The 26,714-nt window shown below is 60.4% G+C and carries 23 protein-coding genes; 10 read left to right on the top strand and 13 right to left on the bottom strand.

Features of this window, described 5'->3' with window-relative positions:
• Positions 1 to 287: 287 nt before the first annotated feature.
• The 7 genes from rho to BMX75_RS10155 all read left to right on the top strand — a co-directional run bounded on the left by rho (position 288) and on the right by BMX75_RS10155 (position 6,840).
• Entirely contained in the window at positions 288 to 1,547 is a 1,260-nt protein-coding gene (gene rho, locus BMX75_RS10180) for a transcription termination factor Rho (protein ID WP_066322024.1), read from the top strand.
• A 50-nt stretch (positions 1,548 to 1,597) separates the two neighbouring features.
• Entirely contained in the window at positions 1,598 to 3,100 is a 1,503-nt protein-coding gene (ubiD, locus tag BMX75_RS10175; RefSeq protein WP_066322020.1) for a 4-hydroxy-3-polyprenylbenzoate decarboxylase, read from the top strand.
• A gap of 38 nt (positions 3,101 to 3,138) precedes the next feature.
• On the top strand, positions 3,139 to 3,879 hold the full coding sequence (locus BMX75_RS10170; RefSeq protein WP_066322018.1) for an FAD-binding oxidoreductase: 741 nt from the start codon (positions 3,139 to 3,141) through the stop codon (positions 3,877 to 3,879).
• Between the two features lie 102 nt (positions 3,880 to 3,981).
• Positions 3,982 to 4,107, top strand: coding sequence for a hypothetical protein (locus tag BMX75_RS18325; protein ID WP_267886964.1), 126 nt, complete (start codon positions 3,982 to 3,984; stop codon positions 4,105 to 4,107).
• Between the two features lie 310 nt (positions 4,108 to 4,417).
• Positions 4,418 to 5,488 (top strand): 3-deoxy-7-phosphoheptulonate synthase, encoded by a 1,071-nt coding sequence (locus tag BMX75_RS10165; protein ID WP_092827616.1) that lies wholly within the window; start codon positions 4,418 to 4,420, stop codon positions 5,486 to 5,488.
• Positions 5,489 to 5,571: 83 nt separating this feature from the next.
• Positions 5,572 to 6,072: a DUF3087 family protein gene (locus BMX75_RS10160; protein WP_092827614.1), complete on the top strand. Its 501-nt coding sequence runs from the start codon at positions 5,572 to 5,574 to the stop codon at positions 6,070 to 6,072.
• 33 nt (positions 6,073 to 6,105) lie between these two features.
• Positions 6,106 to 6,840, top strand: coding sequence for an MliC family protein (locus BMX75_RS10155; protein WP_066322012.1), 735 nt, complete (start codon positions 6,106 to 6,108; stop codon positions 6,838 to 6,840).
• On the opposite strand, the gene BMX75_RS10150 is transcribed toward BMX75_RS10155, so the two are convergent.
• Positions 6,837 to 7,925: a metal-dependent hydrolase gene (locus BMX75_RS10150; protein ID WP_092827612.1), complete on the bottom strand. Its 1,089-nt coding sequence runs from the start codon at positions 7,923 to 7,925 to the stop codon at positions 6,837 to 6,839. The two genes, BMX75_RS10155 and BMX75_RS10150, sit on opposite strands and share 4 nt — an antisense overlap.
• Positions 7,926 to 8,165: 240 nt before the next feature.
• On the opposite strand from BMX75_RS10150, the gene gloA reads away from it, so the two are divergent.
• Together gloA and BMX75_RS10140 are read left to right on the top strand one after the other, a co-directional pair.
• Positions 8,166 to 8,606, top strand: coding sequence for a lactoylglutathione lyase (gene gloA / locus BMX75_RS10145; protein ID WP_092827610.1), 441 nt, complete (start codon positions 8,166 to 8,168; stop codon positions 8,604 to 8,606).
• A gap of 23 nt (positions 8,607 to 8,629) precedes the next feature.
• Entirely contained in the window at positions 8,630 to 9,091 is a 462-nt protein-coding gene (locus BMX75_RS10140) for an META domain-containing protein (RefSeq protein ID WP_092827608.1), read from the top strand.
• A gap of 9 nt (positions 9,092 to 9,100) precedes the next feature.
• Here BMX75_RS10140 and BMX75_RS10135 read toward each other — a convergent pair whose 3' ends face one another.
• Together BMX75_RS10135 and BMX75_RS10130 are read right to left on the bottom strand one after the other, a co-directional pair.
• On the bottom strand, positions 9,101 to 10,234 hold the full coding sequence (locus BMX75_RS10135) for an FAD-dependent oxidoreductase (RefSeq protein WP_092827606.1): 1,134 nt from the start codon (positions 10,232 to 10,234) through the stop codon (positions 9,101 to 9,103).
• A 45-nt stretch (positions 10,235 to 10,279) separates the two neighbouring features.
• Positions 10,280 to 11,680, bottom strand: coding sequence for a GGDEF domain-containing protein (locus BMX75_RS10130; RefSeq protein ID WP_092827604.1), 1,401 nt, complete (start codon positions 11,678 to 11,680; stop codon positions 10,280 to 10,282).
• Positions 11,681 to 11,846: 166 nt separating this feature from the next.
• Here BMX75_RS10130 and BMX75_RS10125 point away from each other — a divergent pair, with 166 nt between their 5' ends.
• Positions 11,847 to 12,242 (top strand): transcriptional regulator, encoded by a 396-nt coding sequence (locus tag BMX75_RS10125; protein WP_245748483.1) that lies wholly within the window; start codon positions 11,847 to 11,849, stop codon positions 12,240 to 12,242.
• A 37-nt stretch (positions 12,243 to 12,279) separates the two neighbouring features.
• Here the strand turns inward: BMX75_RS10125 and BMX75_RS10120 are convergent, their stop codons facing one another.
• The 10 genes from BMX75_RS10120 to BMX75_RS10075 form a co-directional block, all read right to left on the bottom strand.
• Complete coding sequence (locus BMX75_RS10120) at positions 12,280 to 14,421, bottom strand: FAD-dependent oxidoreductase (protein ID WP_092827803.1); 2,142 nt, start codon at positions 14,419 to 14,421, stop codon at positions 12,280 to 12,282.
• A gap of 58 nt (positions 14,422 to 14,479) precedes the next feature.
• Positions 14,480 to 15,094: a TIGR04282 family arsenosugar biosynthesis glycosyltransferase gene (locus tag BMX75_RS10115; protein WP_092827600.1), complete on the bottom strand. Its 615-nt coding sequence runs from the start codon at positions 15,092 to 15,094 to the stop codon at positions 14,480 to 14,482.
• On the bottom strand, positions 15,084 to 15,806 hold the full coding sequence (locus tag BMX75_RS10110) for a TIGR04283 family arsenosugar biosynthesis glycosyltransferase (protein WP_092827598.1): 723 nt from the start codon (positions 15,804 to 15,806) through the stop codon (positions 15,084 to 15,086). The genes BMX75_RS10115 and BMX75_RS10110 overlap by 11 nt, the downstream gene beginning before the upstream one ends.
• The gene (locus BMX75_RS10105) at positions 15,766 to 16,398 is read right to left on the bottom strand and encodes an ATP-binding cassette domain-containing protein (RefSeq protein ID WP_092827596.1); all 633 of its coding nucleotides are present in this window, start codon (positions 16,396 to 16,398) and stop codon (positions 15,766 to 15,768) included. The genes BMX75_RS10110 and BMX75_RS10105 overlap by 41 nt, the downstream gene beginning before the upstream one ends.
• Positions 16,395 to 18,074, bottom strand: coding sequence for an ABC transporter permease (locus BMX75_RS10100; RefSeq protein WP_092827594.1), 1,680 nt, complete (start codon positions 18,072 to 18,074; stop codon positions 16,395 to 16,397). The genes BMX75_RS10105 and BMX75_RS10100 overlap by 4 nt, the downstream gene beginning before the upstream one ends.
• Before the next feature lie 4 nt (positions 18,075 to 18,078).
• Positions 18,079 to 19,287 (bottom strand): ABC transporter substrate-binding protein, encoded by a 1,209-nt coding sequence (locus BMX75_RS10095; RefSeq protein ID WP_092827592.1) that lies wholly within the window; start codon positions 19,285 to 19,287, stop codon positions 18,079 to 18,081.
• A 45-nt stretch (positions 19,288 to 19,332) separates the two neighbouring features.
• Positions 19,333 to 20,367, bottom strand: coding sequence for an aminoglycoside phosphotransferase family protein (locus tag BMX75_RS10090; protein WP_092827590.1), 1,035 nt, complete (start codon positions 20,365 to 20,367; stop codon positions 19,333 to 19,335).
• A 138-nt stretch (positions 20,368 to 20,505) separates the two neighbouring features.
• Positions 20,506 to 21,582 carry a TauD/TfdA dioxygenase family protein gene (locus BMX75_RS10085; protein ID WP_092827801.1) on the bottom strand — a complete coding sequence of 359 codons (1,077 nt, stop codon included), beginning with the start codon at positions 21,580 to 21,582 and terminating at the stop codon, positions 20,506 to 20,508.
• An 857-nt stretch (positions 21,583 to 22,439) separates the two neighbouring features.
• Positions 22,440 to 25,283 (bottom strand): valine--tRNA ligase, encoded by a 2,844-nt coding sequence (locus BMX75_RS10080; RefSeq protein WP_092827588.1) that lies wholly within the window; start codon positions 25,281 to 25,283, stop codon positions 22,440 to 22,442.
• 100 nt (positions 25,284 to 25,383) lie between these two features.
• On the bottom strand, positions 25,384 to 26,559 hold the full coding sequence (locus BMX75_RS10075) for an MFS transporter (RefSeq protein ID WP_245748478.1): 1,176 nt from the start codon (positions 26,557 to 26,559) through the stop codon (positions 25,384 to 25,386).
• Positions 26,560 to 26,714 lie beyond the last annotated feature (155 nt).

Genomic DNA, 26,714 nt, shown 5'->3' with positions numbered 1-26,714 from the left:
TTTGACTATCGCGCCCGATGATGTCGGCCAGATGTCCAAGTCGTCAGATAGCCCGCTGGTCCAGCCGTTCCTGTGCTGACCAGACTTATCAGCACTAGCACCCTCGAACTGAGTCACCATTAATCATGTGGTTAATAAGTCTCAGCCTAGCCCCTTTATTCGAGTGAGTGCCTTCCCGGGGTCTGAACGCATCACACGGCGCCTAGCCATATAACCAAGCGCTACGCCTCCTGTCCTATTTCGGCGCTTAGCGCCCAGCTTTCATGAGCAACTTTCTAATCACACCGATGAATCTCACTGAACTCAAGCAAAAAACCGTTCCCGAGCTGCTCGATATCGCCCGTGAAATGGGTATCGATAACTTGGCCCGTTCGCGCAAGCAGGACATCATCTTCGCCATCCTCAAGAAGCATGCCAAAAGCGGTGAGGATATTTACGGCGATGGGGTGCTGGAAATTCTTCAGGATGGCTTTGGCTTTTTGCGCAGCGCTGACAGCTCTTATCTCGCCGGGCCGGACGATATCTATGTTTCGCCCTCACAAATCCGTCGCTTTAACCTGCGCAAGGGCGACTCCATCTCGGGCAAGATCCGGCCGCCCAAAGAGGGCGAGCGTTACTTTGCGCTGCTCAAGGTCAGCCAGATCAACTTTGACCGCCCGGAAAACGCCAAGCACAAGATTCTCTTCGAGAACCTGACGCCGCTGTTTCCGGATGACCGCCTGCGCATGGAAATCGGTAACGGTTCCACCGAGGATCTGACCTCGCGGATCATCGATCTGACCGCGCCGATCGGCAAAGGTCAGCGGGGCCTGCTGGTGTCACCGCCCAAAGCGGGCAAGACGCTGATGTTGCAGAACATCGCCACCTCGATCACGCGCAACAACCCCGAGTGCCATCTGATCGTGCTGCTGATCGATGAGCGCCCCGAGGAAGTGACCGAGATGTCGCGCACCGTGCGTGGCGAAGTGGTGGCGTCGACCTTCGATGAGCCGCCCGCCCGCCACGTCCAGGTGGCCGAAATGGTCATCGAGAAAGCCAAGCGGCTGGTCGAGCACAAGAAGGACGTGGTGATTCTGCTCGACTCCATCACCCGCCTGGCGCGTGCTTACAACACCGTGGTGCCAAGCTCGGGTAAAGTGCTGACCGGCGGCGTGGATGCCCACGCGCTCGAGAAGCCCAAACGCTTCTTCGGTGCGGCGCGTAATATCGAAGAGGGCGGTAGCCTGACGATTATTGCCACTGCGCTGGTGGACACCGGTTCGAAAATGGACGAAGTCATTTTCGAGGAGTTCAAGGGTACCGGTAACATGGAAGCGCACCTGGACCGTAAGCTGGCGGAAAAACGCGTCTTCCCGGCGATCAATATTCGTCGCAGCGGCACGCGACGTGAAGACCTGCTGGCCTCCGAAGAAGAGATGCAGCGCATGTGGATATTACGCAAGCTGTTGAATCCCATGGAGGACACCGCCGCCACCGAATTCCTGATTGACCGCTTGAAAGATACCAAGACCAATCTGGAGTTTTTTGACGCGATGAAGCGCCGCTAGGGTTTCCTCAAACAGACCCAGCGGCCAGATGGCCAGCCAGGGAGTGTGCATTGAAGTACCATGATTTGCGCGAGTTCATCACGGCCCTTGAGGCCCAAGGCGAGCTGAAGCGAATTACCGCTGAAGTCGATCCCTATCTGGAAATTACCGAAATCTGCGACCGCACGCTGCGTGCCGGTGGCCCGGCGTTGCTGTTCGAAAACGTCAAGGGACACGACATGCCGCTGCTGGGCAATCTGTTCGGCACGCCCAAGCGGGTAGCGCTGGGCATGGGGCAGGAGTCGGTCGAGGCACTGCGCGAAGTCGGCAAGCTGCTGGCCTTCTTGAAAGAGCCCGACCCACCCAAGGGCCTCAAGGATGCCTGGAGCAAGCTGCCCATCTTCAAGCAAGTGCTCAGCATGGGGCCCAAGCAGGTCAAGCGTGCGCCGGTGCAGGAGATCGTGTTCGAAGGGGATGAGGTCGATCTTGGGCGTCTGCCCATTCAGCATTGCTGGCCTGGCGACGCAGCGCCGCTGGTCACCTGGCCGCTGGTGATCACCCAGGGGCCGCACAAAAAGCGCCAGAACCTGGGGATCTACCGCCAGCAGAAAATTGCCAGAAATCGCCTGATCATGCGCTGGCTATCCCATCGCGGCGGGGCGCTGGATTTCCAGGAATTCCAAAAGGCGCATCCCGGCGAGCCCTTCCCTGTAGCGGTCGCCCTCGGGGCCGACCCGGCGACCATCCTGGGCGCGGTGACCCCGGTGCCCGATACCCTGTCCGAGTATGCCTTTGCCGGGTTGCTGCGCGGTTCGCGTACCGAACTGGTGAAGTGTGGACACGCCGAACTGGACGTGCCCGCCTCGGCGGAAATTATCCTCGAAGGCTTTATCTACCCCGACGATATGGCGCCCGAAGGTCCCTACGGCGACCACACCGGGTATTACAACGAGGTTGATCACTTCCCGGTGTTTACCGTGACGCGCATGACCATGCGTCGCGACGCGATCTATCATTCGACCTACACCGGTCGGCCACCGGACGAGCCCGCCATTCTGGGCGTGGCGCTCAACGAAGTGTTCGTGCCCATTCTGCACAAGCAGTTCCCTGAAATTATCGACTTCTACCTGCCGCCGGAAGGCTGCTCCTATCGCATGGCCGTCGTGACCATGAAGAAGCAGTACCCCGGCCACGCCAAGCGCGTGATGATGGGGGTATGGAGCTTTTTGCGCCAGTTCATGTACACCAAGTTCGTCATCGTCCTGGATGACGATGTGGACGCCCGCAATTGGGAAGATGTCATGTGGGCCATCACCACGCGTATGGACCCGGCCCGTGATACCGTCATGGTGGAAAACACCCCGATCGATTATCTCGATTTTGCGTCGCCCGTGTCGGGGCTCGGGTCGAAAATGGGCCTGGATGCCACCAACAAATGGCCGGGTGAAACCGATCGCGAGTGGGGCACACCGATTGTGATGGACGAAGATATCAAGGCCCGGGTCGATGCGCGCTGGGAAAGCCTGGGTATCGATATTCCCTTGCCGTCCCCACGCAAAGGCAGCGGTGCTTAAGCCAGTATCCCGACTGATTTTTAACCAAAGAGGCTTTCATGAGTGCAAGGATGTTGACTTGCCAGGTCACAGCCGTCGAGGACCTCAATCCCGACGTATTCGGTGTCACCCTCGAAGGGCGCGCCGAAGCCATGCAGCACGCGCCAGGACAATATTTAGAGCTCAAGCTCGATGAGTCGACCTGGGTGCCCTTTTCGATCGCCAGTGCCGAGCGCGGCGACGGTATCCTTGAGCTGCACATTCAGCACTGGCCTGAGCGTGAAAACTCGGCGCGCCTGCGGGAGCTTCTTCAGGTCGCCAATCAGCTCACCGTGCGGCTGCCCGGTGGCGACTGCGTTCTGGATACCCAAAGCACGCGCCCGCTGTGGTTGATTGCGGCGGGTACCGGCTTCGCGCAAATGAAGGCAATCATTGAAGCCTCGCTGACCCATCAGCCTGAACGGCGGATTTCGCTGTGGTGGGCGGTGCGTGAGCATCGCGATCTTTATGCCGAAGTGCTGGCCTGCGACTGGGCGCAGCGTTATCCCAATGTCGACTTTCAGGCCGTCACCGAATTTCCGCTGACGGAACCAATGGCAGCCGGCGAGCGTATCAGCCATCACCAGGGGCGCATTGACCTGGCGCTTGAACAGGCCGCCATGACGCCCAGCGAATGGGACGTCTACATTTCCGGCTCACCCGGTATGGTTTACGCCTGCATGGACGTGCTGGAGCGCAAGGGACTCGCTGAGGATCGCGTTTTCTCGGATGTGTTTTCCTACGCACCGCGCAACCAATAGTCCTTGGTGACCCGTTGCTATTCGCGGCGCATGCAGGCAAGATAAGTTTAGAGATTGCAACGTTCGGCCCGTATTAGGCCAATATTTCCACCGGGACGCTTTATGTCATTATCACGCACTAACTCAACGGCTGACCGCCTGCCAGGAATGGCAGGTGGAAGCTGCGTGCAAAGCGTCTTTGGCTATGGCTATTGGTTTAGCAACGGTGTGCCGATGGCCGACGCCTAACGTCGCGCCTGCAGGCACACCCCAAGGGTTGCCTGCCGAATGCAAAGAAGCCCCGGCTGGTAACCCCGCCGGGGCTTCTTGCGTTTCGAGCGTTCTTCCCTGTTCACAGGTATTGCATTAAGGAGCTGACCCATGACCTATCGCGCTTTTTTCCACCCCATGGCTATCCGCTATCCCGGCTACCGCTATGGCTGGCGATTTAGCGACGCGCGGTCGGTGACAGCTGCCACCTCCGACTGTGCCTTAGCAGGTGGCGCGCTGGATATACGATGTCATGGTCGATGTCAGACCCCTACGGAGAGTTAACCCGATGAATGCCACTGCAAGCTCGATGCTCAATACTGCTACCACCACCTCAACGGCCATACGCGAACCGGCCGCGACACTGCCGACACCTCTCGAATTACGTCGCGACCTGCCGCTGGATGGCGCCCTTGACGAACAAGTTGCCGAGCAGCGCCGCGCCGTGCAGCGCATCCTCGCCGGTCAGGACAACCGGCTGCTGGTGGTGGTCGGCCCCTGCTCGGTGCACGACCCCGCTGCCGCGCTCGAATATGCTGACCGTCTGGCCGCCTTGAGTGACGAGGTAAGCGATTACCTCCTGCCCGTGATGCGGGTTTACGTCGAAAAACCGCGTACCACCGTTGGCTGGAAAGGGCTGGCTTACGACCCCCATCTGGATGGCCGTGGCGACATGGCGCACGGCCTAGCGCTTTCCCGTGAGCTGATGCAGGGCGTGGCACGGCGTGGCTTACCGGTCGCGACGGAGCTGCTCCAGCCCATGCTGGCGCCTTATCTGCAGGATCTTCTCAGTTGGGTTGCCATCGGCGCGCGGACCACTGAATCGCAGTTACACCGTGAGCTTGCCAGCGATCTGGCGGCGGCAGTCGGCTTCAAGAACGCCACGAGCGGGGATGTCCAGGTAGCGATCGACGCCATGCAGGCGGCAGCCCATTCGCATCAGCGGTTTGCCCTGGACGACGCGGGCCGTCCGGTCATGCAGCAAACGGCAGGCAACCCGTATACCCATGTGGTGCTGCGCGGCGGCCATGGCGAACCCAATTACCAGGCCAACCATGTGCGTAAGGCGGTCAACACACTGCGTGAAGCGGGGCAGAACCCACGGTTGATGGTCGATTGCAGCCACGCCAATGCGCGTAAGGACCACCGTCGCCAAAGCGAAGTCATGCTTGATGTGCTCGCCCAGCGCCAAGCGGGTGAGGCCAATCTGGTCGCGCTCATGCTGGAAAGCCATCTATTTGAAGGCAAGCAGCCGTTAAAGCCCGGTGCCATGCGCTATGGTGTATCGGTTACCGACGCCTGTGTGGGCTGGGAAACCACCGAGCATCTGCTGAAAACCGCTGCGGAACGGTTGGCATAGCGACCTAACACTATGACTTGTTTGCCCTGGCCAGCCCCGTATCATGGGAGAATGTCACTCTTTTCCCGTTTGTGAGGTTGGCCATGGTGTTTACCCTAGAGCCCTACGATTCCCATACCTATCGCCGCAAGGCGCGCATGATCACCTTCATCATGGTTGGGCAACTGCTGATTTTTGGCCTGCTGTTTGCCATGCTGCTGACCACCACCTTTGGCCCCAGCCTATGGCTGAACGTGTTAGGCGGCATACTGGGACTGCTGGCCACCAGCGCCATGTTTGCGGCGCTGCGCGACCGGCCGTGGATGCAGGAAGTGGGCTATGTATGGCAGCTCAAGCAACACCTGTCGCGGATCAACAGCCATCTGCCGGCCCTGCGGCAGGCGATGCAGGAAGATAACCGCACGGCGCTGGACATCCTGGCGTTTTACCATCAAGGGTTGGCGCAGCTGGCTGAGTTCAATGGTCGCACGCCCAGTGATGACGATGAACGCCAGCGGGTCGAGGAGCGGCGCGAAGCGCTTGCCCTGCCGCTTCAGGTCGAGCAGTTTGATCCTCAAGATTTACATGCCTTTAAACGCGGCTAATTTATCTATCCCTAACTCCAGGAGCGTATCGTCATGATGACACCGTCACGGTTTTTTGTATTAGGTTGTGCTTTTGTAGCGATCAGCGGTTGCGCTGCGATGGAGTCGCCCTCAAGTGCCGAGAGGGCCAAAGGTGATACCGGTTTGGATGCCAAAGCCCCTTTATTCCCCTCGGCCCTGTTTTCCGGTCAGGCCGAACAGTTCGAGGCCTGGCATTGTCGCCCGGCGAACCAGCATTTAGTCACGGCGGTCGATGGTGACGTCCTACGGCTCTGGTCGTTGCACGGGGCCTGGCGCTTGCCGCAAGCGATTGTCGCCAGTGGTGCCCGCTACCAGGATGGCGAGATCAGCTTCTGGAACCGTGGTGAACAGGCGCTGGTCGAAACACCCCGCGGTCAACTCAAGTGTGAGCTGGCCGCCCGGCGTGAGGCTTCCACCCGAGAGGAGCACCCCGGTGTCATGTTCCGTGGCCAGGGCAACGAGCCGGGCTGGACGGTAGAACTTGCCCATGACGCCCCCGAACTGACGCTATCGACCGACTACGGCGAAAACGTTGAAACGCTGCCCTATATGGTCAGCGTGATGGATAACGACGCTGGGCGTGTGGTGTTGGAAAACGCTGATGCCGACGACTTTTTCCGGGTACGTATCGAAGCCGGGGCCTGCTTCGACGGCATGAGCGGCCATCCTTTCCCGGCGCGGGTCACGCTCACCATCGACGGCGAGCAGTACAGTGGGTGTGGTCAGGGCATCGCGCCGTCAGCCTAAGGGTTGGTGGGTGACGCGCAAGGCAGCGCAAGAGAGTCGGGCTGCCATTTGGGCATGACAAAGGCAGTGGCACAGAGCGCATTGCGGTCGCCCGCTGCGCGTGCCGCCAGGCGTGATAGCGTGGTGAGTTCTACGTCCCGCTCGCTGCCAATCTCCACGCTTGCGGCGACCGGCCGCCAGGCGTTGTCCTGGTGGGTGGCAAGGGTGAAGTTGAACGGATGGTACCCAGGAAACCCCAATCGTATATCAGTGGCCAGCAAAGTGAGTTGCCCGTCGATGGGGCGCATCTCGTAGCGCAAAAACGGCCCGGCGAACCATGCCAAGCGTTGCCCAGCCCGGCTATCAAGCGCAATGTCTTCCAGGGCTGCGCCCCGGCGCAACGGTTCAAGTGTCGGGGGCGCGTCGCGATCGAAAAGACTCACCAGGCTTTCATAGTAGCGGTCACCGTCAACCACAGTGGCTCGCCACAGCAGAATATTGAACGGTGTCGGCTGGACCAGAATCGGCGCGTCCTCAAGCTCCTGATCGGCGAGTATAGGTGCCAGCCGGTGTTCAACGGTCAGCTTTGCGCTGAAGGCCAGTAGCAGGTAGACGCAGGAGACGCCCAGGCCCCAGGTACACCAGCGCCTGACGCGACGGGTGAAAAGAGCGATGACCAGGCAGGCCAGCAGCGTCAGCGAGTAAAAGGGATCGATGATGAAGATAATCGGCCAGGCCACCGGCGGGGACTCAAGCGGCCAGAAAAGCTGGGTGCCGTAGGTGGTCAAGGCATCCAGAAGCGGGTGTGTGATCAGGATCAGGCCGAAGAAAGCGGCCCATTGGCCGAGCGGTATATCCCTGGCGGGTGCAAACCGAGCACTGAGAAACGTCAGCAAACCGGCCAGGCCCGTGAGCACAAACAGTGAATGGCTGAAGCCTCGGTGCTCGGTCACATTGGAGACGGCATCGCCATAGTCGATAGCGATATCAAGGTCTGGCAAGGTGCCCAGCAGTGCGCCGATAAGGACTGCTTTACGTCCAAGGCGTTGCCCTAAAACAGCGCCCCCTAGGGCAGCACCTAATGCTGCCTGGGTAACTGAATCCACTGACGTCTCCCTGGGGCAAGCCCCGCGTTGATGCACAAGGGTTTTAATGGTACATGATTGTCACTAAAATATTACCTCGTAAAGCAACTGTCCAATAAATTGGCTGTTGACGGTGCCGCCGTGTGGATATTACCGGCCGCATTAATGTCACTGGAATGCTAAGCTGGGCGCATCAGCAACGCCAGCGGGGCGGATACGTTGCCCCGATTTTCGTTTTAGGAAGCAACAAGGAGAGATGGCATGCAATACCTACATACGATGGTACGCGTTAGTGATCTGGACGCATCGCTGCACTTTTACTGTGAACTGCTGGGTCTCAAGGAAGTTCGTCGTAAAGAAAACGATAAAGGGCGTTTTACGCTGGTGTTTCTCGCCGCGCCGGAGGATGAAGCGCGCTCCTCACGCCTCACCGCGCCGGAACTCGAGCTGACTTACAACTGGGATCCCGAAGAATATACCGGCGGTCGCAACTTTGGTCACCTGGCCTACCGGGTGGACGATATCTATGCGCTTTGTCAAAAGCTCCAGGATAACGGGGTGACCATCAATCGCCCGCCCCGGGATGGCCACATGGCGTTCGTCAAGTCGCCGGATGGCATCTCGGTTGAGCTGTTGCAAAAGGGCGATGCGCTGGCGCCGCAAGAGCCCTGGGCTTCCATGGAAAATACCGGCAGCTGGTAATCGTTCGATAAGGAAAGGTCACCATGACGATCAAAAACTGGCGGTTACTGCCATGGCTTGCTTCGGCAACGCTATTGCTGAGCGCCTGTAGCAGCACGCCGGGGCCAAGTCCCGCGCCGGGTCCGGAACCAGGCGGAGACTCGCTGTCGGGGCCGGTCGTCGGGCAGCGCTGGAACCTGTTGCTGGTTGGCACCAGTGAGCGGTTGTCGATGCCGGACACCCCGTTCTTTGAAATTAGCCGTGACGGTAGCGTGCGCGGCCACGATGGCTGCAACCGCTTTACCGGTGAAGCCACACTCGGTGACAACCAGCGTATCGAGTTCAGCGAGCTGGCCACTACTCGCATGGCGTGCCCCCAGATGGGCGATGCACAGAAGGTGACCGATATGCTGGAGACCGCGTATCGTTACCTGATCGACCATGACCGGCTGGTGTTTTTCGGGCCGGACAGCCGGGTACTGGGCGGCTGGCGCGAATCGAACTGATGGCGTCAGTCAGCCCTCAAAAGGCGGATTGAAGCGGGCGATAAAGCGCGCATCAATCCGCTTTTTCCATTGCCATACCCACCTGCCGGAAAAGCCCATGGCACCGCGGCTGGCAATGGCGCGGCTACCACCGGTGCCGATCAGTGCCAGTACGCGTTTGGGGGGCTGCCAGGCTGACAACGCTGCTCCGCGGCACGCCGCACGCAGGTTATCGGCCAAGTGTGGTCCCATACGTACCGCATAAACCCCTGCATTGGGTAAGGGTGGGTCAAAGGCGGTGCAGTCACCAGCCGCAAAGATGGTCGGCTGGCCGACCACTGCCAGGGTATTTTCCACCTGAATAAACCCCTGCGCATCCAGCGGCAGTGAGGTGTCAGAAAGCCAGCGGTGGCCGACAGCCCCGGTGGCCCAGAGCACGATATCCGCCTCGATGTGGTTGCCCGCCCGGGTCACTATGCCTCCGCCAACCAGTGCCTCCCCGCGAACTCGGGGGTGGGCCTTGATGCCTGCCCTGACTAATGCCCGTTGAATCAGCCAGCGTGGCAGGCGTCCGGCCTCGGGGAGCAGCTTTGGTGACGCGCTGAGCAAATGCCCCTGCCAGTCAATGTCCGGGCGCTGATGGCGTAGCTGCGCCATCACGCTCATCAAGGTTTCGCAGCCCGCCGCACCGCCGCCTACGCCTACCACCCGCTGGCGCGCGCCGTGGGGCAGCTGTTCAACGTGATCGCGCAATGCCTGCCAGCGCTGATGGAGTGAGCTGAGCGGGCGCATGGCCAGTAGGTGTGGAAGGTTCTCACCCTGCTGCGCAGGCAGCGCCAGGGTCGAGCCGACATTCAGCGAGGCCACATCAAAGTGGATCATATCGCCGTTGGCCAGGGTGACCTGACGTGCCAATGTGTCCAACATCACCGCAGGAGAGTCGATAAAACGTGCCCCTGCCCGTTGGCAAAGTGCCGCCACGTCGATCTGTGTCTCGCGCAGTGTACACTCGCCTGCCAACCAGGCCGGTACGCTGCCGGAATAGGCCGCCAGCGGACTGTCGCTGACCACGGTGATGGCGAGCGCCGCCTCTGGCTGTTTGGCAAAGGCTTCCAGCACAAAGGCGTGGGCATGGCCCGCACCGATCAGTAAAAGATGCTGCATGCCAATGGCCCTCAAAACGCGAGTGTACTGAAACGATAGGTTGTCTTAACAGATCATAACCTGATTTTTACCTGCTGTTTTAGCAAGATACATGCCCTTATCCACTCGCTCCAATAATTGCCGCGGACTCTCGTCCGCTCGAATGGTCGTAAGCCCTGCACTGATGGTGACGGCGTCGGGAATAGAAAACGGGTGTTGTTCGATATGTCGGCAGAGTCGCTCGGCGATATAAACCCCTTCTTCTAGTGTCGCGTCAGCAATGACCACGATAAACTCTTCGCCGCCCCATCGTCCCAGGTGGTCGTTGCTGCGCAATACCTGGGTCGCTAAACGCGGGATCTCACGAAGTATGTCGTCCCCTGTGGGATGGCCATAGGTATCGTTGATACGTTTGAAGTCATCAATATCAAACATCAAAACCGCACAGGCCGCCTTGGAGGCACACAATTCTTCAATAACGGACTCGGTATAGTATCGATTCCAGCATCGGGTGAGCAGGTCGGTGTGTGCAAGGCTTTCCAGTCGCTGATTGGTTTTTCGCAGCTGGCGGTTGACGTGTACGACGTCCAGGGCCGTAATCGCAACGGCCAAGTCATCGGCGAGCTCCAGCACCATGGAGGCTTCAATCGGCAACCAGAAACTGAACTGGGCGATAGAGGCAACGTCGGCAGGCGCCACCATGGCTTGCTGTCGGAAAATCAACAGCCAACCCAGGTGATGACTGGCCAGGATCAGAGGCGCCGCTAGTCCGCCCTGGCAATCACCGTCTAATTCGACCGTGCTGTCCTGAGTGGTTGTCGCATCCAGGTGCCCCAACTGCTGAAAAATCGGCTGGCGATCCGGGCATTCGCCGAAATGATAAAGCTCCCCCTTGTGGACCAGGGCGATACCCTTTGCTTGAAAGATGTCACACCAGCCGTGACCATGATGCTGTAAGAAATCGGCAAGGGAGGTTAGCCGTTTTATGTCACGAGACAGTAGACGGCGGCGCGCTTTGAGACCAAGCTGACGCTCGGCCATGTGTTCTGCCTTGAGCAGGTGCAACCGCTGCGCGGCGATATCGATCAGGACGGCCACCCACTGCAAGGCGTCTTCGGGCGGGGCAGTTGGGAGGCCTATGTAACCCCATACGCCATGCTGGCCTTTTAATTCATAATGGTGATAGTTGGACGTCCGTAATTCATCCAGTGAGCGAAAGGTAAGCAGTTGCCGGTAAGACGGTATGGCACTGGCGGCAGGGTAGCAGTAGGTCAGGCGAAGCTCGCCTGACTCCAATCGTCGATAAAGCGCGATGGGCTGGTGGTCCGCCAGCTCGTGGAGCGTTTTAGCGAGTCGTTCAAAAAGCTCCTTGGGCGTTTTCGATGAGCTGATGAGGCCTAATGCGAGGCACAGGTCATCAAGTTTACTGGCTGGTTTATTGGCTGGTGTAGAAGGTACGCCACTCATCCTGAATGACTCCTAAAGCACGGTGCCTCCCTAACAGCCAGGACGTGCCTTGGTATGGGTGAAACGCGATGGGTTGGAATTGAAGTAACGATTCAAACAAAAGGTTAACCATTATTCAACTTTTATTGAATAATCGCTTCACATTGGCGGCATGAATGAAAAACAGATGTTCGCCGAGCGATTAAAAAACGCCATGAAAACAGCCGGGTACGATGTACGCTCCTCTGTTCTGGAGCGTGAGTTCAACCTGCGCTACTGGGGAAAGCCGATTACGTATCAGGCGGTCAGACGCTGGCTGCGCGGCGATTCCATTCCCAGCCAGGAAAAACTGCAGGTATTGGCGCACTGGTTGGCAATCGATCCTCACCAATTACGTTATGGTGACGGAGGGCAGCTCGCTGTCAAGGAGCCGTTGGCGGTTTGGGGGACGTCCCCCAGCAACGAGGAGCGCCAGCTATTGGCGCTATACCGCAGCCTGCCTATCGAGCAACGTAAGCTGGTGCACGAAGTGATGGAAACCTTCGCGAAAGCCTATGCAACAAAAGAGCGTTCAGATAACTAGCGATGCTCCCAAGAGACGACTCCAGGAGGAATTGCCGCTATGGCTCACCGCGCCGCCAGTTGAAGTAGCGCTTCAATAGCGAGAGCACCCGTTCGGGTTTGTGGGCGTTCTTCCACACGCCCGCCGTTGCCTTGGCGGCTTCGCCCAGGGTCGGGTAAGGGTGGATGGTGCCCAGCAGCTTGTTGAGGCCGAGGCCGTGTTTCATGGCGAGAGTGAATTCACCCAGCCATTCGCCGGCATTTTCCGCCACGATGGTCGCGCCGAGAATCTTGTCTCTGCCCGGCACGGTGAGCACCTTGATAAAGCCCTGTGTCGCGCCTTCGGCAATCGCCCGGTCGCTTTCCGCCATGGCGTAGCGGGTTACCTCATAGGCAATGCCCTTGTCGATGGCCTCTTTCTCGTTGAGGCCGACCCGGGCGACTTCAGGCTGGACGTAGGTGACCGCGGGCATGAAGCGATAATCCACGGCAAAGCTTTTCAACTCGCCAAACAGCGCGTTTACCGCCGCGTGCCAGGCCTGGTGGGCGGCAGCGTGGGTCAGTTGGTAGGGCCCGGCGAGGTCACCGCAGGCCCAGATGTTGGGCAGCCGGGTTTGCAGTCGCTCGTTAAGCTCCAGCGTGCCGGTGGGCGAAGGGGATATCCCCAGTGCCTCAAGGCCCAGCCCTTCGATATTGGCCTGGCGGCCGACACTCACCAGCAAGTAGTCAAAGGCCAGCACCGAGCGCTCCCCCTGATGCTCCACAGCCAGCTGATAGCCTGCCCCGTCGCTGAGAACTTCCAGTGCCTTGGTGTCGGTCATCACCGTCACCCCTTCGCCCGCCAGGGTGTTCTCGACGGCCTCGCCGACCTCCTGGTCCTCACGGCCCAGCAAATGGGGCAAGCCTTCCACCAGCGTGACCTGGCTGCCCAGGCGGGCGAAGCTCTGGCTGAGCTCACAGCCGATGGCGCCGCCGCCGAGGACGACCAGGCGCTCGGGCAGCTCTGTCAGCGACCATAGGTTTTCAGAAGTGAGTACGGGCGCGTGCTCGATGCCCGGTAGCGACGGCACCTTGGGGCGGGCGCCGGTGGCCAGCACGATATGGCGGGCGGTGAGGGTTTTACCGCCGACTTGAACGTCCCAGGGCGACGTCAGGGTGGCGTGGTCCTGGTACACCTCAACGCCTAAGTTGGTGTAGCGCTCGACGCTGTCGTGGGGCTCGATATCGCGGATGGCCTGATGCACATGCCCCATGACCTTGGCGAAATCGACCTGCGGTTCGCTTGATGTCACGCCAAAGCGTGGCGCGTTACGAATCTCGTGGGCGGCGCGGGCGGCGCGAATCAGTGCCTTGGAGGGGACGCAGCCGGTATTCAGGCAGTCACCCCCCATCTTGTGCTTTTCCACCAGAGCCACCCGGGCGTTGACGGCGCTGGCGATATAGCTGGTCACCAGCCCGGCCGATCCCCCGCCAATGACGACGATGTCGTAGTCAAAGCGCGCTGGCCGGGTGAAGTCTTTATAGGCTTTGCGCTTTTGCACCAGCAACACAATGCGCCGTGCGATCCAGGGGAAAATTGCCAGTAGTGCAAAGGACGCCACAAGCGTCGGTGAAACAATCCCGCCGAGGCTTTCAAGCTCGCCCAACTGGCCGCCGGCATTGACGTAAATGGCGGTACCGGGAAGCATAGCGACCTGGCTCACCCAATAAAACGTCACGGTCTTGATGCGTGTCAGACCCATCACCAGGTTGATCATGAAGAAGGGAAATGCCGGGACTAGACGCATGGTGAACAGATAGAGGGCGCCGTCGCGTTCGACACCGCGATTGACGGCAGCAAACTGGCGCGGAAAGCGTTTCTCAATCGGTTTTTGGAACAGAAAACGCGATAGTAAAAAGGCCAGCGTAGCGCCTATTGTGCTGGCAAAGGAAATGATCAATAACCCCCAACCCAGGCCAAACAGTGTGCCGCCAAGCAGCGTCAGCAGCGCAGCCCCGGGCAGCGACAGCGCGGTCATCACCACGTACACGGCAAAAAAGATCCCCGCTACCTGCCAGGGGGATTGATTGAACGCCGCCTGAAAGTCGCTTTGGTAGGCTTTGAGGGTATCGAGGGTGAACCACTGGTGGGCACCGCTCAGAAAGAAAGCCCCGATGGCCACGATCAGTAAGGTTGCCATCAGTATGCGTTGTCGGGTCACGGTCATCTCCAGGGAAAGCGTTTCAGGATAGGGCTCAGTGGGTGGGCAGCGAGTTTCCTTACATCGACGACTTGATGGCTTGCCAGCGCTGCCAGTCCTCCGGTCGGTCAATGTCCCATACGGTGGCGGGGTAACTGGCGCGAAGGCCGAGGGCTTCAATCCGTTGCCGGGTCGCGCTAAGCACCCTGTCGCTCCCCCAGGGGATCAACTCAAACAGACCCGGATAGTCGCCATGAGTGCCGATCAGCCCATAGCCGCCGTCCTCGGCGGGGAGCATGACCACATCGTGGGTACTGAGCTGCTGTATGCAGGCCATGATCAGGTCGCTGGTGATGCTCGGGCAGTCGCTGCCCATCACCATGGCGGGACCCGAAGAGCTGTTCAAAGCATGACGAATGCGTGCCCCCAAATTGCCCCCCGGCTGCTGGGCGAGCGTCACGCCAAAGCGTTCGTAAAGCTCGCCAAACAATGGGTGAGTGTGGTCGAGTGCCGTCCACAGCGTGATGTGGTCAGCAGGTAGCGCTTTGCAGGCGTTGGCGACACAGTGACGGACCAGTTGCGCATGGGCATCCGCGGCACCCTCTGTGCCAAGCAATGGTGCCAGGCGCGTTTTTGCCTGCCCCGGCAGCGGCGCCTTGGCGAGCAGGTGCAGCTGGGGCGTTTCACCGGGCATCATGATACTCCTTGGCCAGTTGGGTGGCGCTAACGCCGCGCCAGTAGCGATAGCGCAGCTGCCACATCAGGCGGATGGTGGACCAGGCACCGTGTTGATCCCAGCGCCTGCCCGAGCTTACCACTTTGCTGCGTAGACAGGCGGGGCGCGAGATCCGCTTGAGTCGTTTGCAAAGTTCGATATCTTCCATCAACGGCTGTTCGGGAAAACCACCGACGGCCCTGAAGGTGTCCGCGCGCGCAAAGATGCCCTGGTCGCCGGTGGCGATGCCGGTGAGTCGAGAGCGCAGATTCATCATCCAACTGACCACGGGCAGCCAGCGGCTGCGGCCCGAGAGTTTGATGGCAAAGCGTCCCCAGGCATGGCGGTCAAGCGCCTTGAGTATCTGCTCAACGGCGCCCCTGGGCAGTTGAGTATCCGCATGCAGGAACAGCAGCGCCGGGGCGCTGGCATGCTGAGCACCGAGATTCATTTGCCGCGCCCGCCCGGGCTGACTGGCAATCACACTATTCGCCAGCGGTCGGGCGATGGAAAGACTGGCGTCGCTGCTGCTGCCATCGACCACGATGATTTCAACGCCTTCGCCAAGCGATGACAGTACCGTTAAATAGTGCGCTAAAGAAGTTGCCTCGTTGAGCACCGGTATCACGATGCTGAGGCGAGCTGTCAGATCAGCCGAGTTCAATGATTGGCCCTCCCGCAGCGTCGGCATCGGCGTGGTCGTGGGTGACCAGCAGCGCGGGAAGGCCCGCGTCGCGTAGCTGGTTAAACACCAGTGAGCGCATTTCCTGACGCAGTGCCATATCCAGCTTGGAAAACGGCTCGTCGAGCAGCACCGCGCGTGGCTGGGAAAGCAGCAGGCGCATCAAGGCCACCCGGGCTTGCTGACCGCCGGAAAGCGTGGCCGGGTCGCGCGCCTCATAGCCTGCGAGCCCCACCTGGTGCAGCGCCTGAACCACCTGCGCCTGTTTGTTGGCGGTGCGTTGAGGAATGCCAAAGCGCAGATTACCGCCCACGCTGAGATGAGGAAACAGCAGTGGGTCCTGAAACAACAGCCCGAGGCCGCGTTTTTCGGCAGGCAGGGTGTCCAGGCGCGTGTCGGCCAGAAAGACCTGCCCCTGGGCCTTGAAGGCGGGCGATATAAACCCTGCCAGGTAAGCCAGCAGGGTTGATTTACCCGAGCCGGAGGGGCCCATGACGGTGAGCACCTCGCCGGGCGCAATGGTTCGGTCGATGGCCAGCAGCGTTTCGCCATGTAGCGTGATCTGCACCTGCTGGATGTGCAGCGTCGGGTTCAGTGTCATGCAACTCCTCGCATCTGGCGACGTTTTGCCCAGGCCAGGCGCGGTATCAGCAGCGCCAGACTAAAGCCGATAAAAGGAAGTAGTGCCTGGAGCAGTGCGAGCACGGCGATCAGCCGCCGGTTGCCACCGGATGCCATGGCCACCGCTTCGGTGGTGATGGTGGGCACACGACCGCCGCCGAGCAGCAGCGTGGGTAGGTACTGGCCGATACTCACCGCCAGGCTGACCGCGCAGGCGGTAAGCAGCGGCGCCAGCAGCAGCGGCAGGCGCACCTGCCAGAAGGCCCGCCACGGCGAGGCCCCCAGCGAATGGGCAACCTGCAGCCAGCGCGGGTCCAGGCGGCGGTAAGCTTCCGAAAGCGACAGGTAAAGATAAGGCACGACAAAGAGTAAGTGGGCGGCGACCACCAGCGCTCTTTGCGGGCGCAGGTTAATGCTTTCCGCGGCGACCACCAAGCCAAACAGAAAGGCGACCTGGGGAATGATCAGCGGCAGGTACAGCAACCATTGGCCCGCATGGGCCGGTAAGTGATGGCGCGCTGCGTTTTCGAGCGCGGCGACAACCAGCACAGCGGCGATCAGCGTTGCGGCAAGCCCCACGCTGAGCGTATTGACCAGCGGCGTAGAGATCATTGGCAAAATGCGCCGCCAATGATCGAGCGTCAGCGTTCCGGGAAAGGCGTCGGGGAAGCGCCAAAACCCAGCCACCGAAAACACTGCCAGCCCGGCGATGGCGCTGATGACCAGCAAGGTCGTCAGCCCCAGCAATCCTCGGCCGCCCACGGCGATAGCAAGGGCGCCACGCTGACGAGTGCCATTCACCAGCCAGTGGTGGCTGAGCCGCTTGACACACTGCTCGCCGAGCCACCAGGTCGTAAGCGCGGCCAGGGTGACGCCTAGCTGAAGCACGGCGCCCGCAGACGCCATGAAACGACGGTTCAGATCGGGGTCGTTGAACCAGGTCAGAATCGAGACGCTCAGCGTAGGCGGTAAGGTCGGGCCAAGAATCATGGCCATATCGACCACCGAAGTGGCGTAGGCAATGACCGCGTAGATGGGTAACCGGATCAGCGGGTAGAGTGCCGGGAAGACCGTTTTCAGCCAGGCAATACTCGGCGCGTAACCCAGTGAACGCGACAGCATGACGCGCTGCTCTGGTTGAAGCTGAGGCAGTGCGGCCAGACACATCAGCAGCAGAAAGGGGACTTCCTTGAGCATCAGCCCGGCCATCAATGTCAGCCCCATGGCGTCGTTGACGATGAGCCAGTCGGGAGGCCGCTCCCAGCCCGTCAGCCCGGGAGAGAAAAAACGTGCCAGTAACCCGGAAGGGGCGATAAGGAAGGCAAGACCAAACGCCACGGCCGCGTGGGGGATCGCCAGCAAGGGTGAAACCAGTCGCCGAATGCTGCGGTCCAGCCAGGTGCCGCGACTGGCGGCCAGAAACAGCACAACCACCAGCAGCGCCATGAGGGTGCTCAGCAATCCACTGGCGAAGCTCACCGCTATCGAACGGCCAAGCCCGGGCTGGGCGACCAGGCTTTGCCAGGGGGCCATGCTGACGGTGTTGCCGCCCAGTGCGGGCAAATAGCCAAAGGCGGGCAGAAATACCATCAACAGGCCCGCCCCAACAGGCAGAGCCAGTAGTGCGATGAGCAGCGTCGGGGCCAGTCGCAGCATTTGCCTAGTTCACACCATAGCGCTCAAGCCAGGCATCCTGCAGCGCGGTCATCCAGCTTGGGTGCGGCTCGGGCAGGGTATTGGACAGCGCATCGGTCGGCAGTTCTGAAGGATGCTGCTCGCCCTGTTCAAACAGCGCTCGGGCATCGGCGTCTAGCTGGTCGATATCCAGCACGCTGCGGTCCCCCCACATCGAAAGCGACTGCTTCTGTGCCTGGGCTTCCGGCGATAGCAGGAAGTTGGCGAGGACCATGGCGCCGGCCTTGTGCGGCGAGTTATAGGGAATGGCAACGAAGTGGACGTTACCCAGGGTGCCGCCTTCCAGCACATAGCTACGTACACTCTCCGGCAGCTCATATTCCCTTACCGCAACGGCCGCATCGGTGGGGTAAAAGGAAAATGCCAGACTCAACTCGCCATCGCTCATCAGGGTACGCAGGTTGGGGCCAGAGTCCGGGAACGTACGCCCGCTGCGCCACAGGTGCGGGTGCAGATCATCCAGATAGGCCCACAGCGGGGCCGTCACGCGCTCGAAATCGGCGTCGTCCACCGGCTGGTAAAGGGCATCATCCTGGTCTGTCAGTTCGATCAGAGCCTGCTTCAAAAAGGTGCTGCCGGTGAAGTCAGGGATGCGCGGATAGCTGAACTGGCCAGGGTTGGCCTTGGCCCATTCAAGCAGTGCCGACATGTCCTGAGGCGGGGTGTCGGTCAGGGCGCTGTCGTAATAGAAGGTGATCTGCGCCTTGCCCCAGGGCGACTCATAGCCCTCGGTGGGCAGGGTGAAATCGGTGACCACTTCGGGGTTGTCGTCGGCGTTGGTGAGCGCAAAATTGGGCAGTGCCTCGGCGAAGGGCCCAAACAGCAGGTCGCTCTCGCGCATCGCGGCAAAGTTTTCGCCGTTGATCCAGATCAGGTCGATGCTGCCCTCGTCATCGTTACCCGCCTGCTTCTCGGCCAGTACCCGCGACACCGCACTGCTGGTGTCATCCAGTTTCACGTGCGCCACCTCAACATTGAACTGCGCCTGCATTTGCTCGGCCACCCAGTCGATATAGCGGTTGGTGCGTGAGTCACCGCCCCAGGCGTTCCAGTAGACCGTTTGGCCGTCAGCTTCGTCCAGCACGGCTGACCAGTCGCTGGGATCGGGCGCCGCCACGGCGGGAAGTGTCAGCGCCAGCAAGGGGGCTATCAGGGGGTATCGGCGTTTCAGCATGGGGTACCTCTGTCAGGATGAGCCGGCATTATCAAGGGCCGTAAATTAAAGCGTCGCGCGCAGGCGCTGCAGTTCGTCTTGAACGTGATCGATGATCGGCGGTGACAGGTAGTGCTCGACTCGGTCGCGTACGTGGGCAATGACGGTGGCATCCGTGAGTTCCGCCGACCAGTCCTCGCCGCGCTGCTGGGCGTCCTTGGCGCGCAGGTGCTGGGCACGCCACTTGGCGCACCAGGTCAGCGACCACAGCCAGGTGGCACGTCGGCAGGCCACCAGCGTGTCGGCGCTGGGCGACTTCCCCATGGCGGCCTGCCAGCGGCGGTAAAACCCGATGACCTCATCCAATGACAGCACCGCCTGGCTATTCAGGTCCCAGGTGGTGGAGGTGTAGAGGCTGGTATGGGCCAGGTCGATGCCCGGCAGGCCGTAGCGACACTTCTCCAGGTCCACCAGTACCGCGCGCCCCTCGGCATCGATCAGAAAGTTGCCGGGGTGGGTGTCAAAGCTGATCAGGCAGCGTTCGGCATCGGCAAGCGCCGTCGGCAGAGCCGCCAGTTCATCGCGAATGCGTGCCACCACCTCAGCGCTCAAGTCGGCCTGTTCGAGCCATTCTGACTGGCGAGCCACTTCCTCGCGCATGGCCCGCCACGGGTCTGCTGGCGCTAGCAGTGGGGCAGGCTGGTCCGGCAGTGGCAGCCGGTGCAGGCTGGCCAGGGTTTCAGCGATGCGGGGTAAATCCTGCGGCAGTTGGGCCAACTGGCCTGAGATAGCATCCACCAACAGGCCGCCGCGCGGCAAGGCATCGCTTACTTCCAGAAGGCCATGTAAACGTGGCACATGGCCGCCCTGGCTGGCGCGCTGGTAGCAGGCCGCTTCGTAGGCGAGGTTATCGGCGGGGCCAAGGTTCATCTGGCTTTGTTTGGGAAGCCGTGCCACCCAGTCGCCACCGTCGCGGTGTATCCAAACATGGTCGTGGGCAAGCCCGGTATCCGCCATCGGGGATAGCGATTGATAGCGAATCTGGGCCTTTTGCAGCACTGCTTCCAGGGGCTGCAGGCGCGCCTCTAAAGGTGTCGGCATGGCGTCATCCGTGTTGAACAAGTCATCGTTGCCACTAAGTGGTTGTTCTAACGCCAACCTTACACGGTTTATGGTTAAAAATGATCCAGGCGCGGCGGAAAGGCGCGTTCATGCAGCCCAGGTGGAATATCAGCAGCCCTAGTTTTGCATGGGAATATCATCTTTCCAGCGAAAACCTACGCCACCTGCTTTCCAGATGCCGTCGCGATTGAAGGGATGCGGGCCGGATAAGTTGATGTACTGGGGCAATTCGAAGTGCGGCGCCAGATTCTGCCTGGCCTTGATCGTCACGCGATCCATGATCCTCAGGCCCTGCTCCTCGGCGGACATATGCGCTTCAGGCGCTGCCCGGTGGGCCAGCGCCCAGTTATCTATATAGAGGAGATCGCCCGTATCGTAGTGGTAGCGTATGCCGTACCCCTTTTCGAATGACGCATTCAGCAGGTCGTTATAGTCGCTCAAAAGCTGCTTCATCTCGTCTTCGTTGAGCAGGCGAAGTTGCTCGGTGGAGGCGGGGGTCTGCTGCAGCTCATCAATGGCGACACCCTCTTCCGGCAGCCGCTCGATGACGGCGCCGGTCATTCCCAGGTGCAGCCATACGCTCTTGCGCCCAGAAATAGGGTGCTTGTGGACCACGGGGTGACTCACGCCTGACGCCGAGTTGACGGACACCAGCCGCTCCCAGAAAGCCTGCTTTTCCTCGGGCAGAACATCAAAGGCGGCCCCCTGGTGGGCGAAATGGGTGCCGCCGCCCTGCTCAGGAGCGCGTGCCATGTAGTAGGCGGAGTGGGAGAAGGTGGCGGCCTCAAAGCTGCCATCATTATGCCACTGGGGCCCCACGCCCAGGATGCCGTAGCGGTCATCATTGGAGCAGCGGAAGATATCCCGGTTCATGCCGGGCGTTGCTGGGTGGACGCCATGAGTGGAATGGATTTCGCCTGCGCCCCACCACTTGCTCGCGTTGACCAGCTCATCGGCCGAGAGATCTGCCTGGTGCTTGAAAACGATGAAGCCACGGTTCGCCATTTCCACTTCCAGCGCCTCGATGACAGGCTCGGGGAGTCGCTGACGAACATCAGCCCCGTAGATCTCGACGCCCAGTGGCTCTAGCTGCTTGACCGTCAGGCCCGCTTCCTCAAACAGCGCGATACGCTCAGGGTCGAGCGGCGGTATGGTGGGTGGTGTGTTGCTGAATTTTTCGGAGGGCGTTCGCATGATGGAAGTGACCTCGATGGGTGAATTTAACAGCTTCACTCAGCGAATGTCCGTGACAGGGTCCTGAGCGGCAGGAACAAACGGTCCAGTTACATTGGTCAGGTTATGTTGTGTTTTGTTCCTGGTCTAATCTGTGCACTACCGGTAGGGTAAAACCAAACCGCTCCCTTTCCGGCGCCGCCAATGGTTGGGGCGTTATATCCCCCAGTTTGCAATCGCATGACACCTTCATCCCTGTGTCATCAGGGCCTCATGCAACAGGGATATCTACACGCTCTTGGGTACGCGCATACCAGGCTTCGTCCTTGGTCACTGCCCTCTGGGCGTTGATGGGGTGGGTGGGAATATACCGGGCTAGCGCCACTTGGCACTTGCTGGTGGTGACGAAACGGATAAACGCTCGGGCCGCCTCGTGGGGGGATCACCCAGGTCTGGTGTTCCATGACAGAATGATGGGGGCTATACGTTCCGCTCACCGCCTCCCAGCTTAACGGGCTTGCCATCTTTCCAAATGACCGCGTAGTGCCCTAGCCGTTTTTTACGGTCTAGTTCTTTGTGGACAGCCTGTTTCATTGCAGCAAGGGCTTGTTGCGCAAATGGAGAGGGCTTGTATGGGTCGGTATTCAAGATGCAGCTACCTCCAAAAGACGTTGGTAATGCTCATTCTGAATGATGTGCCGGGTTTGGCCTTGTTGCCCGAAGACGGGTTAGCGAGACCCATCAGCAACTTGCGGTAGGTACTCAAATGCAAATGTTGTTTTACCCGCTCCATTTGGGCCTGCAATTATCCAGCAGGTAGGCATGGCTTAAATCCTGAGGTTAGGCGGCACCATTGGTGCCGCCTTGATATCTAGTCTTCACAACGCCTCGATCTTTGATCGCTGCTCTTCCAGCAGCTTTTTGGCGGCCTGGAACTCGGCGAGTTTGCCGCGTTCTTTCTCTACCACGGCTTCGGGGGCCTTGGCGATAAAGCCCTCGTTGCCGAGCTTCTTCTCGATGCCGCCGATCAGCTTGTCCTGTTTTTCAATTTCCTTGGTCAGGCGTTGGAGTTCGGCGTCCTTGTCGATCAGGTCGGCCATGGGTACCAGCACTTCCATATCGCCGACGAGCTGTTTAGCACATAGCGGTTTATAGTCGTCATGGGCAAAGCTAATACTGCTTAATTTTGCGAGAGTGAGAAGGAATAGGCGATTGCTTTCCAGGCGCTCGGCGTCTTCCCGCTTACCCTTGGTCAGCAGCACGTCCAGGGGCTTGCCGGGGGCAATGTTCATCTCGGCGCGGATATTGCGCACGGCGATGATCACGCCCTTCAGCCATTCGATATCGCGGGTCGCCTGCTCGTCGATCTTGCTGTTGTCGGCTTCCGGCCACGCCTGCAGCATGATGGACGCGTCGTCGCCCATATACATGCCCGCCAGGGGGGACACGCGCTGCCATATCTCTTCGGTGATATAGGGCATCATCGGGTGCGCCAGGCGCAGAATGGCTTCGAGCACGCGCACCAGCGTCCGGCGCGTGCCGCGCTTGGCTTCCACCGTGGCATTTTCATCCCAGAGTACCGGCTTGGAAAGCTCCAGGTACCAGTCGCAGTACTCGTTCCAGACGAACTCGTAGAGCGCCTGGGAGGCATGGTCGAAGCGGTACTCGTCCATTGCCTTGGTCACTTGCGCTTCGGTTTTCTGCAGCTGGGAGATAATCCAGCGGTCGGCCAGCGACAGCTCAACCTCGCCACCGTCGGTACCGCAATCCTCGCCTTCGGCGTTCATCAGCACGTAGCGCGACGCGTTCCACAGCTTGTTGCAGAAGTTGCGGTAGCCGTCCAGGCGATTTATGTCGAACTTGATATCCCGCCCGGTGGTCGCCTGGGAGAGGAAGGTAAAGCGCAGGGCATCGGTGCCGTGGGCTTCAATGCCGTCTTTAAACTCTTCTTTGGTGGCTTTGGCAATCGCCTTGGCCTTTTGCGGCTGCATCATGTTGCCGGTGCGTTTTTCGAGCAGCGCATCCAGGCTGATCCCATCGATCAGGTCGATGGGGTCCAGCACATTGCCCTTTGACTTGGACATCTTCTGACCCTGGCCGTCGCGCACCAGGCCGTGTACGTAGACCGTCTTGAAGGGGACTTCGCCGGTGAACTTGAGCGTCATCATGATCATCCGGGCCACCCAGAAGAAGATGATATCGAAGCCGGTGACCAGCACGCTGGTGGGGTGGAAGGTTTCAAGCTCCGGGGTCTGCTCCGGCCAGCCGAGGGTGCCGAAGGTCCACAGGCCCGAGCTGAACCAGGTATCCAGCACGTCTTCGTCCTGGGTGAGCTCGATATCATCGCCCAGGCCGTGCTTCTCGCGGGCTTCCTGCTCGCTGCGGGCAACGTAGATATTGCCGTCGGCGTCGTACCAGGCCGGAATGCGGTGGCCCCACCACAGCTGGCGGGAAATGCACCAATCCTGAAGGTCGCGCATCCAGGCGAAGTACATGTTTTCGTAGTTCCTGGGTACGAACTGGATGTTGCCGTTTTCCACCGCTTCGATGGCGGGCTTGGCGAGGGACTCCACGGCGACAAACCACTGGTCGGTGAGCAGCGGCTCGATGACGTCACCCGAACGGTCGCCGTAGGGCATGGTGTTGTTGACGGCTTCCACCTGCTCGAGCAGGCCTAGAGCGTCCATGTCCGCGACGATCAGCTTGCGTGCCTCGAAGCGGTCGAGCCCGGCGTACTTGGCGGGCAGGCTGGCGTCTTCATCCGGCTGGGGAGTGCCTTTCAGGTCGTAGATCTCGGCCTGCTCAAGAATTGCCGCGTCCTTGGAAAAGACGTTGATCAGCAGGTGATTCTGGCGCTTGCCGACCTCGTAGTCGTTGAAGTCGTGGGCCGGGGTGATCTTCACGCAGCCCGAGCCTTTGTCCATGTCGGCGTGTTCATCGGCGACGATGGGAATCCGGCGGCCGACCAGCGGCAGCTCGATGAACTTACCAACCAGCGAGGCATAACGCGTATCTTCCGGGTTGACCGCCACGCCGGTATCCCCCAGCAGGGTTTCCGGGCGGGTGGTGGCGACCACCAGATAGTCCTTGCCGTCGGCGGTTTTGACGCCATCGGCCAGCGGGTAGCGGAAGTGCCAGAAGCTGCCCTGCTGCTCCTTGTTCTCGACTTCCAGGTCGGAAATCGCGGTGTGCAGGGTGGGGTCCCAGTTGACCAGGCGCTTGCCGCGATAGATCAGGCCTTCCGCATGCAGGCGCACGAAGACTTCCTGGACGGCCTTGTAGAAGCCGTCGTCCATGGTGAAGCGCTCGCGGGACCAGTCGACGCTGGCGCCCATGCGGCGCAGCTGGCGGGTAATATGGTCGCCGGATTCCTGCTTCCACTCCCAGACTTTATCGATAAACGCATCACGCCCGAGATCGTGGCGGGTTTTGCCCTCTTCGGCGGCGATTTTACGCTCGACCAGCATCTGCGTGGCGATACCGGCGTGGTCGGTGCCTACCTGCCACAGGGTGTTGTTGCCCTGCATCCGCTTCCAGCGCGTCAGGGTATCCATGATGGTGTCCTGGAACGCATGGCCCATGTGTAGACTGCCGGTCACGTTGGGCGGCGGGATCATGATCGAAAAGGGTTTGCCGTGTCCGGTCGGCGCGAAACGGTTGTCGGCTTCCCAGCGCTCGTACCAGCGAGTTTCGATCTGTTCAGGTTGGTAGGTCTTTTCCATGGATTGGCTCACCGCAACGATGCTCCCCGCCGGGAAGCATGGAATTCATAAATGGGATCGAAAAAATGGCGTCAAGTATAGCGCGATTAAGGGTAGGGCGTCAGGCCCTGGCCGTTTGGCGATTCAGTCCGCGCATGGCGATCAACCCAAGTACCGGCCCCGGCAACAGCCACCAGATCACCGCGAGGCCCTGATCCGACCATAGGGCGGTGACCAGCGCGATCGAGGGTATCGTCAGGCCAAAGCCAATGGCGTTCATCATGGCAAGCGCCGCGCCTAGCCGCTCGGGTGGCGCGGTAGCGCTGGCCAGGGCTGAAAACTGTGCGGAATCGGCGATCACGCTAAAGCCCCAGAGAAGTAAAAGGGCGATCAGCAAAAGCGGTGGCGCCCCGCCGATCAGCGGATAGAGCAGGCATAAGGCGCCCGAGGTGGCCAGCGCAACAAACGCCACGCGAGCGCTGCCATAGCGGCGACTCCAACGGCCGGCCAGCACGCAGCCGGGCAGGCCGATGGCAATGATCAAAAAGCTGATCCAGGACTGGGCGCTGGTGGCTGCATTAAGGCGTTCCAGCTCGCGAGTGACCAAAAACGGTACAAGGGCCCATAGTGCATAAAGCTCCCAGCAGTGGCCGAAGTAGCCCAGTGCAGCTGCCCGAAAATCTTTATGTTTGAACGCCGCAAGGCCCGCCCAGGGCCGCCCGCCATTGGCTTTGGCAGGGAGGTGCGGGCCAACGCCCAGCTTATAAATCATCAGTGCAGCGACCAGCGCCAGCAGCGATGCCAGGAGCAGCGGCCATTGCCAGGGTAGTTGCAGGGTCAGCCCGCGCAGCAGGTGCGGCGAGGCGATGCCCAGGGTCAGCATGCCGACCAGCCAGCCAAGCGCCGCCCCGGCGTGGCTGGGTGTCCAGCTGACTACCAGCTTCATACCCAGCGGGTAGATGCCGGCCAGGCAAAGCCCGGTCGCGAAACGCGCGATCGCGGCGAGCGTGACGTTATCCGCCACGCCCATGAAGGCGGCGTTAACCAGTGCCCCGAGCACAGCCGAGATGGCAAACAGATGGCTGGCGCGAACGCGGTCGGCCAGGCCCGTGGTGGCAATCGCCAGGGTGCCGGTGATAAACCCGGCCTGCACGGCAATGGTGAGGAGTCCGAGGTCACCCTCACTCAGCCCGACAGCCTCCTGCAGCGCCAAGCCAACGCCGTTAACGCTGAACCACAGCGAGGTGCCGAACAGTTGAGCGATAACGATCGTGACGAGGGGGTAGCGCGTGAGCACGTTTGCGTCTCCGAGAGTGTAAAGGGCGCGACAGGCCCCGCTCATGGTAATCAACAATTGGCTGTCGCGACGAATTTTTTGAAAACAGCATTGTCGGAATGCGAGAGTAGAGCAAGCCCCGTCAGGATTGTGTCGGGTAGTCATTCACTTTGTAC

This window comes from Vreelandella subterranea (genome assembly GCF_900111305.1).
GTDB classification, from domain to species: Bacteria; Pseudomonadota; Gammaproteobacteria; order Pseudomonadales; family Halomonadaceae; genus Vreelandella; species Vreelandella subterranea.
Note: the sequence above shows the minus strand (reverse complement) of the source record. Positions and strands in the feature narration are given on the sequence as shown.

Bases quoted from the DNA above. Each gene is read 5' to 3' on its own strand.
- rho (WP_066322024.1), top strand. From the start codon at position 288: ATGAATCTCACTGAACTCAAGCAAAAAACCGTTCCCGAGCTGCTCGAT.
- BMX75_RS10170 (WP_066322018.1), top strand. From the start codon at position 3,139: ATGAGTGCAAGGATGTTGACTTGCCAGGTCACAGCCGTCGAGGACCTC.
- BMX75_RS18325 (WP_267886964.1), top strand. From the start codon at position 3,982: ATGTCATTATCACGCACTAACTCAACGGCTGACCGCCTGCCAGGAATG.
- BMX75_RS10165 (WP_092827616.1), top strand. From the start codon at position 4,418: ATGAATGCCACTGCAAGCTCGATGCTCAATACTGCTACCACCACCTCA.
- BMX75_RS10160 (WP_092827614.1), top strand. From the start codon at position 5,572: ATGGTGTTTACCCTAGAGCCCTACGATTCCCATACCTATCGCCGCAAG.
- BMX75_RS10155 (WP_066322012.1), top strand. From the start codon at position 6,106: ATGATGACACCGTCACGGTTTTTTGTATTAGGTTGTGCTTTTGTAGCG.
- gloA (WP_092827610.1), top strand. From the start codon at position 8,166: ATGCAATACCTACATACGATGGTACGCGTTAGTGATCTGGACGCATCG.
- BMX75_RS10140 (WP_092827608.1), top strand. From the start codon at position 8,630: ATGACGATCAAAAACTGGCGGTTACTGCCATGGCTTGCTTCGGCAACG.
- BMX75_RS10135 (WP_092827606.1), bottom strand. From the start codon at position 10,234: ATGCAGCATCTTTTACTGATCGGTGCGGGCCATGCCCACGCCTTTGTG.
- BMX75_RS10130 (WP_092827604.1), bottom strand. From the start codon at position 11,680: ATGAGTGGCGTACCTTCTACACCAGCCAATAAACCAGCCAGTAAACTT.
- BMX75_RS10125 (WP_245748483.1), top strand. From the start codon at position 11,847: ATGTTCGCCGAGCGATTAAAAAACGCCATGAAAACAGCCGGGTACGAT.
- BMX75_RS10115 (WP_092827600.1), bottom strand. From the start codon at position 15,094: ATGCCCGGTGAAACGCCCCAGCTGCACCTGCTCGCCAAGGCGCCGCTG.
- BMX75_RS10110 (WP_092827598.1), bottom strand. From the start codon at position 15,806: ATGCCGACGCTGCGGGAGGGCCAATCATTGAACTCGGCTGATCTGACA.
- BMX75_RS10105 (WP_092827596.1), bottom strand. From the start codon at position 16,398: ATGACACTGAACCCGACGCTGCACATCCAGCAGGTGCAGATCACGCTA.
- BMX75_RS10100 (WP_092827594.1), bottom strand. From the start codon at position 18,074: ATGCTGCGACTGGCCCCGACGCTGCTCATCGCACTACTGGCTCTGCCT.
- BMX75_RS10095 (WP_092827592.1), bottom strand. From the start codon at position 19,287: ATGCTGAAACGCCGATACCCCCTGATAGCCCCCTTGCTGGCGCTGACA.
- BMX75_RS10090 (WP_092827590.1), bottom strand. From the start codon at position 20,367: ATGCCGACACCTTTAGAGGCGCGCCTGCAGCCCCTGGAAGCAGTGCTG.
- BMX75_RS10085 (WP_092827801.1), bottom strand. From the start codon at position 21,582: ATGCGAACGCCCTCCGAAAAATTCAGCAACACACCACCCACCATACCG.
- BMX75_RS10080 (WP_092827588.1), bottom strand. From the start codon at position 25,283: ATGGAAAAGACCTACCAACCTGAACAGATCGAAACTCGCTGGTACGAG.